Consider the following 16,175-nt stretch of genomic DNA (forward strand, 5'->3'; position numbering starts at 1 on the left):
CGGGACGCCCCATGGGTCCGCGTACGCGCGCGGGACGCCCCATGGGTCCTCGTACGCGTACGCGGCCACATGCACGTCCGTCCACGTCCCCACTCGTGCCGGCCGGGCCGTCACGGCAGCGGCCAGGCGTACGGCCCCTTCGGGTCGTCCAGCCAGGACCAGGAGCGGTCGCCGCTGACCGTGATCCCGAACCGTTCGCGCGCGGGCCGCTGTTCGCGCTCCCACAGCTGGTACGCCTCGTACGGGTCGAGGCTGCGCTGCGTCAGCGCCAGCAGGAACCGGAACAGCTCGTGGCCGCGGGCCCGGTGCGGCAGCCCGCCCAGGTCCTGAGGCTCCGGCTCGGTCCGGGTGCCGCCGCGCAGCGGCACGAAATAGGCGGGCGTGTGCAGGAAGCGCCCCTCGGCGTGACCGGCGTCCCGGACCCGCAGCGCGATCAGCCCGGACGCGAACGGCGCGAGGATGCGCGCGCCCGGATTGCACTGCGCCGGCCAGGCGTCCGGGATCGAGCTCAGTGTGCAGGTGGCGATGATCCGGTCGAAGGGGGCGCGCTCCGGTACACCCCGCGCGCCGTCACCCGTGACCACGGTCGGGTGGTATCCCGCGGCCGCCAGGTGCTGCCGGGCGGCCTCGGTGATCTCCGGGTCGAGGTCGATGGTGGTGACCAGGTCGTCGCCGAGGCGGTGGGCGAGCAGGGCCGCGTTGTAGCCCGTGCCGGCGCCGATCTCCAGGACGGCGTTGCCGTCCTCGACCTCCAGCTCGGCCAGCATCTGCGCCATCAGTGACGGCTGGCTGCTGGAGGAGACCAGTCGGCCGTCGCGCATCAGGGTGGCCAGCGGGGCGTCCGCGTACGCGCCGCGCAGCCACTGCTCCCGGCGCCGTGGATCGGGGTCGCCGTCCCATCTGCGCTCGTAGCCGCCGACGACGCCGATGTAGTAGTACGGCACGAAGAGATGGCGCGGCACCGCCTGAAACGCCTCCCGCCAGACGGGATCGGCGTCCCAGGCCCGGCTCGCGTCGATCTCCCGCACGAGATCCGCTCGCGCCGACGTGGCGAGGTTCTCCAGATCATGATCGAGAGCATGCGCGGTCATACCTCCACTGTGCGGCGGAAGGCGGCCCTGGGGCGAGCACGCCGTGCGCCGGGCAGCGGTGTGCCCACGGGATCCGCTCAGCCTTGAGACCTCGGCCGTCGCGTCTGAGACCATGGAGCATGTGAAAGAGATTCGGCGCGGCACGCTTCAGGAGCAGACCTTCTACGAGCAGGTCGGCGGTGAGGAGACCTTCCGCCGCCTCGTGCATCGTTTCTACGAGGGAGTCGCCGAGGACCCGATCCTGCGGCCCATGTACCCGGAGGAGGACCTGGGGCCGGCCGAGGAGCGCCTCACCCTGTTCCTGATCCAGTACTGGGGCGGCCCGACGACGTACAGCCAGAACCGCGGCCACCCCCGCCTGCGCATGCGCCACGCCCCGTTCACCGTGAACCGGGCCGCTCATGACGCCTGGCTGAGGCACATGCGCGTCGCCGTGGACGAACTCGGCCTCTCCGAGGAACACGAGACCACGCTGTGGAACTACCTGACGTACGCGGCCCAGTCGATGGTGAACACCCCGGAATGAGCGCGTAGGAGTCCGTCGGCGAGCACATAGGGCTGCGCGTCCGGGGGCGGTGGTGCACATGGGGACCGGCAGCCCCATACGAGGCGGCGGTCCCATGTGAAACGGCAGCCCCATGCGAGGTGGCAGTACCACGAGAACCATGGACTTCCGTTGGCCCCACGAACCGTCGGCGGAGTGTTCCGTCAGCGGACGCTGACGTCCAGGACGCCGAGGCCCGCCCGGCGTACGGCGATCGAGCCGTACGGCGTGCGCAGCCTGAGCCAGGAGCCCGACGAGAACAGTCCGAGCGGCTCGTCGCCGGACGTCCGCCGGGCGGGGCGCAGGAAGCCGAGCGACTGCGCCGCGTGCGCGGCCCGCACCGGAAGCGCCGTCTCGCCCACCGCGCGGGACCAGATGTCCCTGCCGATCCGGTCGAGTGCGTCCCGCGTCCGCTGCTCGGGCGCCAACTCCTCCGTGCGCGACCGGAACTCGGCCACCGCCGCCGCCACGGTCGACCGAAGGGCATCGGGCGCGGGCAGTCCCGGCTCCGGGCGCCAGCCGCCGCGCGGCGGAAGTACCCCCGCCCACGGCGGTCCGGTGACGGCCGCGGGAACGGTGGCCGTGGCCGCCGACTCGTCCACGGACTCCAGGAGTTCACCGGCCGAGACGGTCACGTCGAGCCCGACGTCCAGCCCGTTCTCGTACGGCTTGGCGAGCCGCACCGCACGGACCGCGAGCACCTCGAACGACGGCGGACGCCCGAACACCGCCAGCATCGTGCCGGTCGACTGCAGACGCACCGCGGCGCCGCGGTCGTAGTGGATCAGCCGGGAGAGGAAGGCGGCCAGGTCCGCCGCCTCCCCGTCGTCGGCGAGATGGAGCACCGTCATGCGGCGACGGCCTCCTCCTCGTCCCTGTACTCCTGCAGGAACTCCCGTTCCTCCGCGGTGATCCGACGCGGACGCTGCGTCTCGAAGTCGAACGGCACGATCACCGTGGAGGCCCGGACGTAGACCTGGCCCGGGTCCTTGACCTCGTAGGCGAGCGTGAAGGACGCCGCCTTGATCTCCGTGACCCACAGCTCGATGTCCACCGGCGCGTGTCGGTGGACCAACTGCCGCTTGTAGTCGATCTCATGGCGCGCCACCACGGACCCCTGCTTGAACTCCTTGTCCGGGCGGAACAGGAAGTCGATACGGGCCTCCTCCAGGTAGCGGAGGAACACCACGTTGTTGACGTGGCCGTATGCGTCCATGTCCGCCCAGCGCAGCGGGCAGCGGTAGATGTGCCGCAAGATCAGCCCCGGGTCAGCTTCTTGTAGGTGGCACGGTGCGGACGGGCCGCGTCCGGGCCGAGCCGCTCGATCTTGTTCTTCTCGTACGACTCGAAGTTGCCCTCGAACCAGAACCACTTGGAGTCGCCCTCGTACGCGAGGATGTGCGTGGCGACGCGGTCCAGGAACCACCGGTCGTGGGAGACGACCACCGCGCAGCCGGGGAAGTCCAGCAGCGCGTTCTCCAGCGACGAGAGCGTCTCGACGTCCAGGTCGTTGGTCGGCTCGTCGAGGAGCAGCAGGTTGCCGCCCTGCTTCAGGGTGAGCGCCAGGTTGAGGCGGTTGCGCTCACCGCCGGAGAGCACACCGGCCGGCTTCTGCTGGTCCGGGCCCTTGAAGCCGAACGCGGAGACGTACGCACGCGACGGCATCTCGACCTGACCGACGTTGATGTAGTCGAGCCCGTCGGAGACGACCTCCCACAGCGACTTCTTCGGGTCGATGTTCTCGCGGCTCTGGTCGACGTACGAGATCTTGACGGTCTCGCCGACCTTGATCGCACCGGAGTCCGGCGTCTCCAGGCCCTGGATCATCTTGAACAGCGTGGTCTTGCCCGCGCCGTTCGGACCGATGACACCGACGATGCCGTTACGCGGCAGCGTGAAGGAGAGGTCCTCGACCAGAACCTTCTCCCCGAAGGCCTTGTTGAGCTTGTCCACCTCGACCACGACACTGCCCAGACGCGGGCCCGGCGGGATCTGGATCTCCTCGAAGTCCAGCTTCCGCATCTTCTCGGCCTCGGCGGCCATCTCCTCGTAGCGGGCCAGACGCGCCTTGGACTTGGCCTGCCGCCCCTTGGCGTTGGAGCGGACCCACTCCAGCTCCTCCTTGAGGCGCTTCTGGCGCTTGGCGTCCTTCTGGCCCTCGACCTTGAGGCGGGTCGCCTTGGTCTCCAGATACGTGGAGTAGTTGCCCTCGTACGGGTAGGCACGGCCGCGGTCCAGCTCCAGGATCCACTCGGCCACGTTGTCCAGGAAGTAGCGGTCGTGGGTGATGGCCACGACGGTGCCCGGGTACTTGGCGAGGTGCTGCTCCAGCCAGTTCACGGACTCCGCGTCAAGGTGGTTGGTGGGCTCGTCGAGCAGCAGCAGGTCGGGCTGCTCCAGCAGGAGCTTGCACAGCGCGACGCGGCGCTTCTCACCACCGGAGAGGGTGGTGACGGGCCAGTCACCGGGCGGGCAGCCGAGGGCGTCCATCGCCTGCTCCAGCTGCGCGTCCAGGTCCCAGGCGTTGGCGTGGTCGAGCTCCTCCTGGAGCTTGCCCATCTCGTCGAGGAGCGCGTCCGAGTAGTCGGTGGCCATGAGCTCGGCGATCTCGTTGAACCGGTCGAGCTTGCCCTTGATCTCGGCGACACCCTCCTGGACGTTCTCCAGGACCGTCTTCTCCTCGTTCAGCGGGGGCTCCTGGAGCAGGATGCCGACGCTGTAGCCGGGCGAGAGGAACGCGTCGCCGTTCGACGGCTGTTCCAGCCCCGCCATGATCTTGAGGACGGTCGACTTACCGGCGCCGTTCGGGCCGACGACGCCGATCTTCGCACCCGGCAGGAAGTTCAGGGTGACGTCGTCGAGAATCACCTTGTCGCCGTGCGCCTTGCGCGCCTTGCGCATGGTGTAAATGAACTCAGCCAAGAGAAACCGTCCGGCAGCTTGAAATCTGGCAGTGGGCAGATACACCCCATCTTGCCGTACCGCCACCCCTGGGCGGAAACCCGTTAGGCTCGGAGGCTCTGACCTGCGGTTTCACTGCTGGTGACGGTGACTCGACCGTCACTTCGCGTCGTCGTCGGTCGGCCTCGGGCGGCCTCGCACGGCCCACGGACGACCCGGCGGCCCAGCGGTCCTGGGCGTCTCACGTCCCCGCATGCAATGCTCCTGGGGTTGGTGCACGGTTGTCTACACCGAGGAGGGACATGGACGCCGCCTACCCCGGCACGGCAGCTCTGCCTGTGTTCGGTCACCAGGTAGGGTCTGGTTCCCTGCTCGGCGACACGCTGGAGGACATGAAGGCCTGCGCCTTCGTGGTCGATCACGACGGGCTCATCGTCGCGGCCAATGCCGGGGCCAGGATCCTGTTGGGGAGAAGCGCCGCGGAGCTCGTCGGCCAGGACGCTCACGACCTGCTGCACCGGGACAGCCAGGGGCACCCACTGCCCCGCACCCGCTGCGACATGAGAGAGGCGCTCCTCACCGAAGTCACCCGGCATGGCGACGCGGGGTGTTTCGCCTGCGGGGACGGCACTCTTCTCCATCTGTCCTGGCTGATCACCCCGTACGCCGTCGGCGCGGGTGTGACGGGCGCGCTGGTGCTGTTCTACGAGAGGGAGCAGGCCCCGCGACCGAACACGGACTCGATCTCCAGACCGCCGACGGAACTCGAACGCCTGGCCCTGCTGGCGGAGACGACCACACAGCTCACGTCGACCCTGGATGTGGAGGAGGCGCTGCGCCGGCTGGCGGCCCTGACCGTGCCCCTGCTGGCGGACTGGGCGGTGTTCGACCTGCTCACCGAGAGGGACGAGGTACGGCGTGCTTTGGTCATGAGCCACAAGGACGGCGTCCTTGTCGAGCGCCATGACCTGAAGGGCCCCATGCCGCCGGTGCCCGAGGAGTCCCCGATGCCTCTGTCGCGGGCTCTGCGCGGCGCCGCCTCCGCCGTTGCCGGCCCCTCCACCTATCAGGGCCCACCCGATTCGGGCATAGCGGTCGAGCAACGCCGCCTGTTCGCCGAGACGGGCATGCACTCCGCTGCCATCGCGCCCATTCGCGGTCTGCGAGACGTGCTCGGTGCCCTGACCCTGGGACGATCACAGCGTCGCGACGTCTTCACCGCCGCCGACCTGGCGCTGCTGGAGGACCTCACCCGCCGGGCCGGCCTGGCCCTGGACAACGCGCGCCTCTACCAGCGCCAGCGCAAAGTCGCCGAGACCATGCAGCGCCACCTGCTACCCCAGCTCCCCATGGTCCCCGGGCTGGAGATGACGGCCCGGTACGTGCCCGCTCCTCACGCCTCCTACGTCGGCGGGGACTGGTACGACGCCTTTCCCCTGACCGATGGCGCCCATGCACTGGCCATCGGTGACGTCGTCGGACACGATCTCGACGCCGCGGCCGGTATGGCGCAGATCCGCAACATGCTGCGCGCCTTCGCGTGGTCCCAGCCCGAGTCGCCCAGCGCCATCGTCACCCGGCTGGACGATGCCGTGATGCACATAGCCGAGGTACCGATGGCGACCATGATCCTGGCCCGGATCAGCGTCGGGGACGAGGGGCTGTGGCAACTGCACTGGACGAACGCCGGCCACCCACCACCACTGCTGGTCGCCCACGACGGCCAGACCCGCTACCTCAACGATGCTCACGGCATACTGCTCGGGACGGGCGTCACCAGGCCTCGGCCCGATGCCGTCACCGTCCTGCCGCCCAAGGCCACGCTCTTGCTCTACACCGATGGCCTGGTCGAATCGCCTCACCACTCCATCGACCATGGACTTCACCGGTTGCGTCGGCACGCCGCGTCTCTCGCCCACCGCCCCCTGGAGTCCTTCAGCGACGCCCTGCTGGAACAGGTCCGTCCCCACGACAACGACGACGACGTCGCCATCCTGGCAGTGCGTGCACCCGACCCCGCGCCATAGCGTCGACACGAGGGCGCCTCGCGGCCGTTCCACGGAGACGCCTCACGGCCGTTCCACGTGCTCGTGACCTCTTCGTCCCGATGCAACCTGGTCGGGCGCTCGACCTTGGCCGACTGCGTCTCTCACCTGCGGCGATGGTCCGCGGCGATCCGCACTTGTCCGCCGCTGCGCGTCGGCGTCGTCGCGCCTTCAGACGGTGTCCCCTCGGCCCCCTGACGGTTGCCGTCGACGCGGTGGTCCCTCAGGTGGTGAGTGGGCAGCATTGTGGGCGAGCGTTGGATCACCACCAAGGCGGCATCGTCCTCCAGGCGCCCTCCGACATGGTCCAGCAGGTCCTCGCGGATGTGTTGCAGGAGGGCTTCGGGGCCGCAGTCGGCCCACTGGGAGACGCGTTCGGTGAGGGGATAGAAGGATCCGTCGGGGGACCGGGCCTCGATCACGCCGTCGGTGTAGAGGAGGAGCGTGTCATGGCTGTCGAAGGTGTAGGCGTCGACGGTGAGACCGGTCCGCGCGAGAGTGCACATGCCCAGTGGGGGCTCGGGTCGGCGCGGGTGCAGGATCGTCATGCCCTTCTTGTGCAGCTGCAGGGGCGGAGGGTGCCCGCAGTTGGCCATCTGCACCGACGGGTCATGGTCGGGGATGTCCAGCATCAGGGCGGTGACGAAGTGCTCCCCCCTCTCGTCCGCGTCGGGGTCGTCGGTGTACTCCTCCAGGTGTCTGCGGACGCTTCTCTCCAGGGCGTCGGCCAGTTCGAGGATCGTGGCACACCGGTGGGCGGCTTCCCGGAAGGCACCCATCAGCGCCGAGGCGTCACTGATGGCGGTCAGACCTTTGCCCCGCACATCACCGATGATCAGGCGGGTGCGGAAGTCGGTGCGTGTCGCCGCGTAGAGGTCCCCGCCGATCTGTGCCTCTTCCTCGGCGGCGAGATAACTGGAGGCGATGCGCAGCGGGCCCAGCCGATGGGGCAGCGGCCGCAGCACCACGTGCTGTGTGGCCTCGGACACCGACCGCACCTGTTCGAGTTGGCGCATGCGCCGGTGACGCTGGCCGGAATAGATCACGATCAGGGCCGACATGAACGCCAGGGTGACGATCTGCACCTGGTGATTGAGGGTGAACCCGCCCCGCAGCGCGGCTATGACCACTTGAGCGAGCACGGCCAGCCCGCCGACGAGCGCAGTGAGTCGCGGGCCGGCGAACGACGGCGTCAGGGCGGGAGCGACGACCAGCAACGGGCCGAGATGGATGTGGGTGGGGGTCAGGACGTCCACGACGGTGACCGCGATGATCAGCGCCAGCGGAATCATGACCAGCTCGTGGCCTGGTTGCCACGGCTGCCACAGGTCCGCGAGACGCCGCCTGACACTCACAGTCCCCACTCTGCACCTTCCGCGGAGATCATGGGTGAAACTATGACCAAAGCTGACCAATCGGAACTGACGCCCAGCGGAGCGCCCACGACGGACCGCCCTGCTCTGCCGTCTCTGACTCGTCGCCGAACAACGCCTCTTCAGCGTCGTCCACAACGGCATTCCCCCCGATCTCTCCGTCCCGAGGGCGCACCTTGTCGGCCCTGCGGGGCATGTGACGAGCAAGGGAATGGTGAGGCGAGGAGCAACGGGTGATGAGCCGGCACACGCGGACTCGCGGTCTCGGGGGAACGCTGGTACGGCGGGACGACCCCGGATACGAGGACCTGCGCAGGAGCGCGGTGTGGAGCGGGCTCACGCCGGCACGGTTCCCGGACGTCATCGTTCGCCCGGCCACCGCCCATGACGTGGCGGAGGCGGTCCGCCTCGCCCGGTCCCAGGGACTCCGGATCGCCCTGCGCTCGGGGGGACACAGCTGGTGCGGGTCCCCGCTGCGCGACGGCGGCATGCTCATCGATCTGTCCGGACTCCGCACGTGCACCGTCGACGCTGCCTCGGCCACGGCGACGGTGCAGCCCGGGCTCACCGGCCGGGAGCTCATCTCGGAACTCGGCCGTCATGGGCTGGCCTTTCCCACGGGCCACTGCGGCTCGGTCGCCGTCGGCGGATACCTCCTCAGCGGAGGGCTCGGCTGGAATCCCGGCGTCCGCGGCCCGGCCTGTGCCGACGTGATGGAGATCGAGGCCGTCACCGCGGACGGCGAGCCGGTCACCTGCAGCGAGCGCGAGCACCCCGACCTGTTCTGGGCTGCGCGGGGAGCGGGTCCCGGCTTCTTCGCCGCGGTCACCGCCTTCCGCCTCAGGCTGTATCCACGTCCCACCGCGATCACGAGGACCACCTGGAACTTCCCGCTCGCGGACGTCGCCGAGGCGACGCACTGGGCCACCGGGGCCGCCTCGGAGCTCCCCCCGGACGTGGAGTTGAGCTTCTGCCTCGCCACGGCGGAACCCGGCACGAGTCCGGGTCCCAAGGTGGTGACCGTGACCGGGACCGCCTTCGCCTCGTCGCGGCAGGAAGCCGACGAGTACCTCGGACCGCTCCGGTCCTGCCCTCTCGCCCAACGCGCCCTCTCCCGGGAACTGGACGAGCCGACGACGTTCGAGGCCCTGTACGAGGGCTCCGGCGCCGCATGGCCCCCCGAGCACCGCTACGCGGCGGACACGCTGTGGTCCGATGCCGGCTTCCCCACGCTGCTCCAACGCCTCGCCGACGCGATCGACACGGCACCGTCGAGCAGGTCGCTGATCCTCGCACCGGTCCTGCCCGCGGGCCGGCCGGCGCCAGATGCCCATGACATGGCCTTCTCGGCGCTCGGAGAGAGCTACGTGGTCCCCTACGCCGTCTGGGACGACCCCCGCCAGGACGCCGCCAACATCGGCTGGCTGCGTGAAGCCATGCAGTCGGTCGAGCCGCTCGGTACCGGGCACTACATCGCCGAGGCCGACCTCACCGCCGATCCGTCCCGCGTCCGTCGGTCCTTCGCCCCGGACCACTGGCAGCGCCTGCAGAGCCTCAGGGCGCGATACGACCCCGACGGCATCTTCTACTCCTATCTGTCACCGGATGACGCCCGATCGTGACGACGGGCGGCGTTCGCTGTTCAGTCCTCGGTCGGCATCTGCTTCTTGCGGACCAGGACGAGGGCCGCACCACCGATCAGGACCAGGCCGATGGCCGTGCCCGCGATGATCGGGGTCGCGTTCGAGGCGCCCGTCTGCGCGAGGTTGGTGTCCGCGGCCGCCGTGCCGCCGACCGTGGCCGGGCTGGGCTCACCGAGCGTCTGGGGCGACAGGCCGGCCGAACGGCTCTCGGTCCTGCAGTCGAGGACGCCCTTGAACCACCTCGCGTAGCCGCCCGGCCCCTTGATCGTGAAGTCGTACGCCTGGTCCTCCTGCAACGGGATCGTCACCGTCTGCGACGCCCCGGCCGGGATGGTGTGCTCGGCGCCCATCAGCGCGAACGTGAACGGTGCGTTGCCCTTGTTCACGGCTGTGATGTCCACGCCACCCTTGGCGCAGTCCTTCTCGGCGGACAGCGCGGGTATCGCGCCCGTTGCGGCCCAGTTGGCCGTCGCCGTCGCCGAGACGGTGGACTCGCTGGAGCCGGCGAGTATCTGGGTCTGGCTGCGGGTCTCGGAGACGAAGGCCCGGCCCACCGGCACGGTGGTCGACGCCCGCACCGTCAGCTCGGCCGAACCGTCCTGCGCCTTCTTCGGCACCTCGAAGTAGATCCGGCTGCCGTCGACCGCGGATGTGAGCTTCCTGCCGTCCTTGTCGACGACCTTGACTCCGCTCGTCGCCGCGTCCGTCGGTGGCGTCACCGACACGCTGTCCGCGTCGGTGTGCACGGTGACCGGGCCGAGCCGCTCGCCGGGGTGGCCCGAGACGGCGGGCGGGTCGAGGGTCAGGGACGCGGCGGGTTCCGGAAGGTTCTGGGCGTGCTTCTCCAGGTAGTCCGCGAGCTTCTCCGCCTGGGGGTTGACGGCGTCCACGTCGGCGCCGTCCGAGTATCGCCAGATCGCCACCTGCGTGCCGGCCGCCGCGTCCTGCTCGGTGAGGCCCGCGGCGCCGGCCCGGGCCGCCAGCGCGGCCAGGTCGTTGACCTGCGGGTAGGAGTTGCGCAGGATCCAGCGGATCTTGCCGGCGCTCTTGCCGCCGTTCAGAGAGGTGCCGCTCCAGGACGTCTCGTGGTACTTGGCGTCCTTCTGCGTCGGGTTGTGGACATCGACGCAGTACGTCTGCAGGGTGCCGCCGTTGTCGACGGACATCTCGAACAAGCCCGCGGGCACCTGCTCGTCCTTGCCGCCGGCGTGGATGACGGCGGCCCCGTACGTCTTGAGGTCGCCCATGGTCGCGGTCGCTCCCCCCTCGCTCTGCGGTGTCCCGTCGGCGACCGCCACACCCGCGGTGGCCAGCAGGCTCGCCGCGACGAGTCCGGACACCAGCGTCGCGGCGGCGAGGCGGGCGGCCCCTCGCCTGTGCGCGGACGACGCAGAGAACGCAGAAAACACAGAATTCCCCTTCGAGCAGGACCCGTTGACGTGGGGGTGCGGTCCCACCAGCAGAATCAGAAGCCTCTGGAGCTACGCCCGGCATCCTAAGGAAGCGGCGCACCCCTCTCCCCGGTGATGTCATCCGATAACCGATCCGACTCGGAATCGTTATCGCTTACACAGCCTGTGAGCTGCGCTTATCGGCAAATACATGCGGACCGTTCGGGCGTGGACCACCACACTCGGCGATAAGCGACAGTTCAGCCACGACCGGGCGAACGGGCTGACGTCACGTCACTCCCGCTGGCTCCCCGTGCGGTTGGGCTGTGGCCGTATCGGTCTGCTCCGCCTCGTCGGCCCGACTCATCGGATCTGTGCCCCAGTTGGGCTCCGGCTGCGGTGGTGCTCCGCTGGGCGCCTCGGGCCGTGAGGACCGTCGGAAGGCGGACGTGCCGCGCGACAGGTCGTGGCCAATCGCCGCCGCGTCGAGGTCCGCCGACAGCCAGCCCTGCCCGTCCCGCTGCTCGGTCCGCACCTTCAGCCGCCCCTGGACGACGAGCGGATCGCCCACCGCCACGGACGCGGCGACGTTCGTGGCCAGGGAGCGCCTGGCCCACACCGTGAAGAAGTTCGTGTGTCCATCCGTCCACGTGTTCTTCTCGCGGTCCAGATACCGCGCCGTCACCGCAAGCCGGAAGCGTGCCGTCGGACCCGTCGGCGATTCCCGGTACACCGGCTGGGTGGCGACGTTGCCGACCACGCACACAGTCGTCTCGTTCATGCGAAACCCCTCCCTCGCCCCGGCTCTCGCGCGGGGACGGAACGCGTACAGGCCCGTCCCGTACGGCTGCGTCTGCCGCGGCGGTCACGCCCTGTCGCGTGCCGCCGCCGGTCGGCGGCCGCATGCACCGCGGTCGCCGCGAGATCAGACTGCCTCCGTCGGGCCGAGCCCGCTGAGCGCGGTGTGCTACCGCCCGGTTGTGGACAAGTCCGCCACCCGAACGAGTGCCTCCGCCCCTGGACGGCCCCGTCCCGGGCCGCGGCTCATCGCACCCGGGCCCCCGCCGCGGCCCCCATGACCTTCACGTACTGCTCCCGCGCCTCCCGGTACCGCAGCAGCTCCGCCGCCACCGGATCCAGGACCCGGGCCCGCCCGCACCCGGCCGCCGCCTCCCGCAGTCGCCGTTCCGCATCGAGCCCGTAGCGCCGGGCAGGTCCGCGCGCGGCCATCCGGCAACTCCACTCGATGGCCGGACCGCCGAGGACCCCGACCAGCATCAGCAGCAGCGGCACCCCGAGGTTCCACGACATGAACCCGAGGACCTGCCCCACCAACCACAGAGCGCCGAGGACTTGGAGGAGCGTCATCGACGCCTGGGCCAGCACGGCGGCGGGCCACCAGCCCGGCCGCGGTGGCCGCCCCTGCGGCGCGGCAGCCCGCCCCGCCAGCTCGTCCAGCGCCTCCGGCAGCCCCTGCGCGCCCCGCACCGCGGCCTCACGCACCGCCTGGGCCCAGGGCGCGGGCAGCCCGGTCACGGCCCGGTCCGCCACCGTCCGTACGGCTTGCTCGACGCGCTGCCGCGCGGTGGCCTCCTCGTCCGCGGGCGCATGCACCGGCAGCCGCCCCGAGGAGGGCGCGTGCCGGTCCCGGCACCAGCGCCACAGCCGCAGCCAGGGCGTGCCGCACGACCGGTTGGCGTTGCGCAGCCATGCCCGCTCGGCGGCCTCCCCCGCGGCGGTCGCGCCCACCGCGTCCGCGAGTCGTCCGGTGAACTCCTCCCGTGCCTCCTCGCTGAGCCCGGTACGCCGCTCGGTCGCGTAGACGGGCCGCAACCGGGCCGCGGCGACGTCCACGTCGGCACAGATGCGGCGCGCCGCCGCCCCGCGCTCGGCCACGAACTGCCCCAGGGACTCTCGCAGTTCACCTACTCCGTCTCCGGTGAGCGCGGACAGCGCGAGCACGGTCGCGCCCGGTTCGCCGTACTCGCCCAGGGCGATTCCGTCCCCGTCGAGCAGTCGCCGCAGATCGTCGAGCACCTGCTCGGCGGCCTCCCCGGGCAGCCGGTCCACCTGGTTGAGGACGACGAACATGACTTCGGCGTGCCCGGCCAGGGGCCGCAGATAGCGCTCATGCAGGACGGCGTCGGCGTACTTCTCGGGATCCACGACCCAGATGACCGCGTCCACGAGCGCCAGGATGCGGTCGACCTGTGCCCGGTGCTGCACGGCCGCGGAGTCGTGGTCGGGCAGGTCGACCAGGACGAGCCCGGACAGCTGCGACTCCCCGTCCGGGCTCGGCAGGGGACGCCGGCGCAGCCGTGCCGGGATGCCGAGCCGGTCGATGAGCGGGGCGGCGCCGTCGCTCCAGCTGCACACGACCGGTGCGGCGGTGGTCGGCCGCCGTACCCCGGTCTCCGAGATGGGCACTCCGGCGAGCGCGTTGAAGAGCGTCGACTTCCCGCTGCCGGTGGCACCCGCGATGGCCACCACCGTGTGCTCCCCGGAGAGCCTGCGGCGCGCGGCCGCCTCGTCCAGGACGCGGCCCGCCTCGGCGAGCGTGCTGCTGTCCAGCCGGGTCCGCGACAGACCCACCAGCTCGCGCAGCGCGTCCAGCCGCGCCCGCAGGGAACCGTCGTAGGCGAGCGGCGCGGGCTGCCGTACGGCCGGGCAGTGGGACTCCGCCAACGCGGGCGCCTCGTGGTCCACGGCCGTACCGGGCATGCGCCTGGCGATCAGTCCGTCGTCCCAGACCGCCCCGGACTCGACGCGACCGGCAGGATCGTCGCCCTGCACACACGCGTGCCGAACGTCCTCCCCCACGCGCGCGTGGGGGACGTCGCTCTCCGCCGACGCGTGACCGGCGCCGCCCCTCACGCCGTCGCCGTCCCCCACCCGCGCGTACGCGGCACCGTCATCCACGCGCGCGTACCCGGCACGGTCTTCCGCGCGCGTGCCCGCAGCACCGTCATCCACGGGCGCATACGTGCCGTCGTCGTTCGCGCGGGCCGCGCGGCAACCGTACTGAGCGGTGGCCTCCACGTCCTGGTCCCGCTCCCCGGTCGCCGCGCCCCGCTCCGCGGGCGGCCCGGATTCGCGCTGCACGCGTGCGTGCTCACCGTCATCACCCGCCGAGCGCAGGGCTGTCCCGCGCCTCTCACCCTCGAACTGCCGCCTCCCGACGCCCTCGTGCCGCCGCTGCTCACCCTCGGGCCGCCCCTCCCCCCACGGCCGCCCTTCCACCTCGCGCCGCTCCTCGGCCCCGGCGGCGGCTCCGTTCGACGGCTCGTCCTCGGTGTGCTCTGCGTGCTCCCTGTGCCCAGTGACGGCAGCCACCGCGGTCACCTCTCCTTCTGCAGTACGGACAGCGCGGCGATGAGTTCGGCCTGTGGCTCGGCGTGGACGTCGAGGGCGTCGAGGGGGGCCAGACGGCGCTCGCGTTCCGTACGCAGGGCCCGGTCGAGGTATGCGGACAGCAGCCGCGCGGCGCGGTCGCGCAGCCGCAGCGCCCCGTGCGCGCCGATCCGTTCGGCGAGCTCTTCGCCGGCCGCCTGTGCCCGGGGTCCGCCCAGGAGGGCCGCGGCGACGAGAGCGGCCACCGCCTCGGCGTCCGGGGCGGTGCTCCGGTCGAGCTCGCGCACCTCTTCCTCGGAGTACTCCTCCAGGACTCGCCGCCAGCGTCGCACGGTCATCCCGATGCGGTGCTCGGCGCTCTCCAGGGCCGGTTCGCGGTCGGCGAGTCCCGGCGCGGCGCCGGCGGGTTCGCGCCGCCAGGCCTCGTCGATGCGCTCGTCGGCGGCCGTGACGGCGCACAGCAGCAGGGCGCCGAGGTTGTCGACGAGGGCCTCCAGCAGTTCTCCCGCACCGCAGTCCAGGGGATAGCTGCGCCATCGCTTCAGGGCGTCGCCGGAGAGGACGGCACCGGCCTGCAACCCTCTTCGCACGCGCGCGTACTCGCTGTCGTAGGCCGTGTCGACGGCCGCCGTGAGCCGCAGGGCGGCGGCGTACTGGGCGGCGGCCGCGCCGGCCAACTCCGGCATGCGGGACTTCAGCGAGTCGAGGACGCCGTTGGCCGTACGGGCCATGGCGGCCTCCCGGGCGGCCGGGTCCTGCACCTGGTGCGTGAGCCAGCTGCGCAGGGGCGCGACGGCCGTCGCGGGCAGGAGTCCGCCTCCGCAGGCGGACTCGGGCAGCTCGGGCACGGTGAAGCGGGGCACGTCGCCGAGCCCGGCCTTCGTGAGCAGCGCGCCGTACTGCCGCGACACCTCGGAGACGACCTGGTGCGGTACCCGGTCGAGCACGGTGATGAGGGTCGCCCGGTGCTCCTTGGCGGTCCGCAGCAGATGCCATGGCACGGCGTCGGCGTACCGGGCGGCGGTGGTGACCAGGATCCAGATGTCGGCGGCGCTGATCAGCTCGGCGGCCAGGATCCGGTTGCCGGCGACCAGGGAGTCGATGTCGGGCGCGTCGAGAAGGGCGAGCCCGTGCGGGAGCGTGTCGGCGGTCTCGATGCGCAGCACCCGTTCCTCGCGCCCGACGAGACCGTGCAGATCTTCGCCGGGGTCCTGGTGCGGCACCCACACACGCGTGAGGTCGGGCAGGACGCGCATGCCGCTGAACCAGTGGTGGTCCTCGGGATGGCAGACGAGGACGGGCGTACGGGTGGTGGGCCGCAGCACGCCCGCCTCGCTCACCTTGCGTCCCACAAGGGAGTTGACGAGGGTGGACTTGCCGGCGCCGGTGGAACCGCCGACGACCGCCAGCAACGGTGCTTCAGGCTCTCTCAGCCGGGGCACCAGATAGTCGTCGAGCTGAGCCAGGAGCTCGTCGCGGTTGGCACGCGCGCGTGGAGCCCCCGCCAGGGGCAGCGGGAAGCGTGCGGCGGAGACACGATCGCGCAGGGCGGAGAGGGTGTCGAGCAGCTGAGGCCGTACGTCCAAGGTCACCACATGCGAAGAATGCCCAATTTTGGATGCTTTATGAAGCATATGAGGATGTCTGCGCGCCGACACGACACAGGGGACGGAAGGGATGACTGGGACGCAGGCATAACGAGTGCACAACACCCGGGGCGCGGGGCGCCAAAAGCGATGCACGATTCGCACCTGCCTGCGATTATCGGACCGCTTCACTGAACCTCCACATCGAGCCACGGAGGCGAAGCACCAGGGACAAGGACCCGGGAGCCCT

Annotated in this window: 12 protein-coding genes; 3 read left to right on the forward strand and 9 right to left on the reverse strand. The window is 71.0% G+C overall.

What is annotated here, in order from left to right:
- Positions 1 to 110: 110 nt before the first annotated feature.
- Entirely contained in the window at positions 111 to 1,091 is a 981-nt protein-coding gene (locus ASC56_RS05655) for a methyltransferase domain-containing protein (protein WP_055490064.1), read from the reverse strand.
- Between the two features lie 112 nt (positions 1,092 to 1,203).
- On the opposite strand from ASC56_RS05655, the gene ASC56_RS05660 reads away from it, so the two are divergent.
- On the forward strand, positions 1,204 to 1,617 hold the full coding sequence (locus tag ASC56_RS05660; protein ID WP_055490065.1) for a globin: 414 nt from the start codon (positions 1,204 to 1,206) through the stop codon (positions 1,615 to 1,617).
- A 182-nt stretch (positions 1,618 to 1,799) separates the two neighbouring features.
- On the opposite strand, the gene ASC56_RS05665 is transcribed toward ASC56_RS05660, so the two are convergent.
- Genes ASC56_RS05665 through ettA form a run of 3 tightly spaced genes read right to left on the reverse strand, consistent with a single transcriptional unit; the run spans position 1,800 to position 4,557 of the window.
- Entirely contained in the window at positions 1,800 to 2,486 is a 687-nt protein-coding gene (locus ASC56_RS05665) for a hypothetical protein (protein WP_055490066.1), read from the reverse strand.
- On the reverse strand, positions 2,483 to 2,890 hold the full coding sequence (locus tag ASC56_RS05670; protein ID WP_055490067.1) for a thioesterase family protein: 408 nt from the start codon (positions 2,888 to 2,890) through the stop codon (positions 2,483 to 2,485). The genes ASC56_RS05665 and ASC56_RS05670 overlap by 4 nt, the downstream gene beginning before the upstream one ends.
- Positions 2,891 to 2,892: 2 nt before the next feature.
- Positions 2,893 to 4,557 carry an energy-dependent translational throttle protein EttA gene (gene ettA / locus ASC56_RS05675; RefSeq protein WP_055490068.1) on the reverse strand — a complete coding sequence of 555 codons (1,665 nt, stop codon included), beginning with the start codon at positions 4,555 to 4,557 and terminating at the stop codon, positions 2,893 to 2,895.
- A gap of 281 nt (positions 4,558 to 4,838) precedes the next feature.
- Here ettA and ASC56_RS05680 point away from each other — a divergent pair, with 281 nt between their 5' ends.
- The gene (locus ASC56_RS05680) at positions 4,839 to 6,563 is read left to right on the forward strand and encodes a SpoIIE family protein phosphatase (protein ID WP_055490069.1); all 1,725 of its coding nucleotides are present in this window, start codon (positions 4,839 to 4,841) and stop codon (positions 6,561 to 6,563) included.
- Between the two features lie 122 nt (positions 6,564 to 6,685).
- Here the strand turns inward: ASC56_RS05680 and ASC56_RS05685 are convergent, their stop codons facing one another.
- Positions 6,686 to 7,873 carry a PP2C family protein-serine/threonine phosphatase gene (locus ASC56_RS05685; RefSeq protein WP_063784927.1) on the reverse strand — a complete coding sequence of 396 codons (1,188 nt, stop codon included), beginning with the start codon at positions 7,871 to 7,873 and terminating at the stop codon, positions 6,686 to 6,688.
- A gap of 317 nt (positions 7,874 to 8,190) precedes the next feature.
- On the opposite strand from ASC56_RS05685, the gene ASC56_RS05690 reads away from it, so the two are divergent.
- Entirely contained in the window at positions 8,191 to 9,576 is a 1,386-nt protein-coding gene (locus ASC56_RS05690; protein WP_055490070.1) for an FAD-binding oxidoreductase, read from the forward strand.
- Positions 9,577 to 9,596: 20 nt separating this feature from the next.
- Here the strand turns inward: ASC56_RS05690 and ASC56_RS05695 are convergent, their stop codons facing one another.
- From ASC56_RS05695 to ASC56_RS05710, 4 genes are all read right to left on the reverse strand, one after another.
- Positions 9,597 to 11,006, reverse strand: coding sequence for a Cys-Gln thioester bond-forming surface protein (locus ASC56_RS05695; RefSeq protein WP_055490071.1), 1,410 nt, complete (start codon positions 11,004 to 11,006; stop codon positions 9,597 to 9,599).
- 271 nt (positions 11,007 to 11,277) lie between these two features.
- Positions 11,278 to 11,769 (reverse strand): single-stranded DNA-binding protein, encoded by a 492-nt coding sequence (locus ASC56_RS05700; protein WP_055490072.1) that lies wholly within the window; start codon positions 11,767 to 11,769, stop codon positions 11,278 to 11,280.
- Positions 11,770 to 12,032: 263 nt separating this feature from the next.
- The gene (locus tag ASC56_RS05705) at positions 12,033 to 14,330 is read right to left on the reverse strand and encodes a GTPase (protein ID WP_055490073.1); all 2,298 of its coding nucleotides are present in this window, start codon (positions 14,328 to 14,330) and stop codon (positions 12,033 to 12,035) included.
- On the reverse strand, positions 14,327 to 15,934 hold the full coding sequence (locus ASC56_RS05710; protein WP_079102304.1) for a dynamin family protein: 1,608 nt from the start codon (positions 15,932 to 15,934) through the stop codon (positions 14,327 to 14,329). The genes ASC56_RS05705 and ASC56_RS05710 overlap by 4 nt, the downstream gene beginning before the upstream one ends.
- Positions 15,935 to 16,175: the final 241 nt, after the last annotated feature.

Source organism: Streptomyces sp. TP-A0356 (genome assembly GCF_001417775.1).
Lineage (GTDB): Bacteria > Actinomycetota > Actinomycetes > Streptomycetales > Streptomycetaceae > Streptomyces.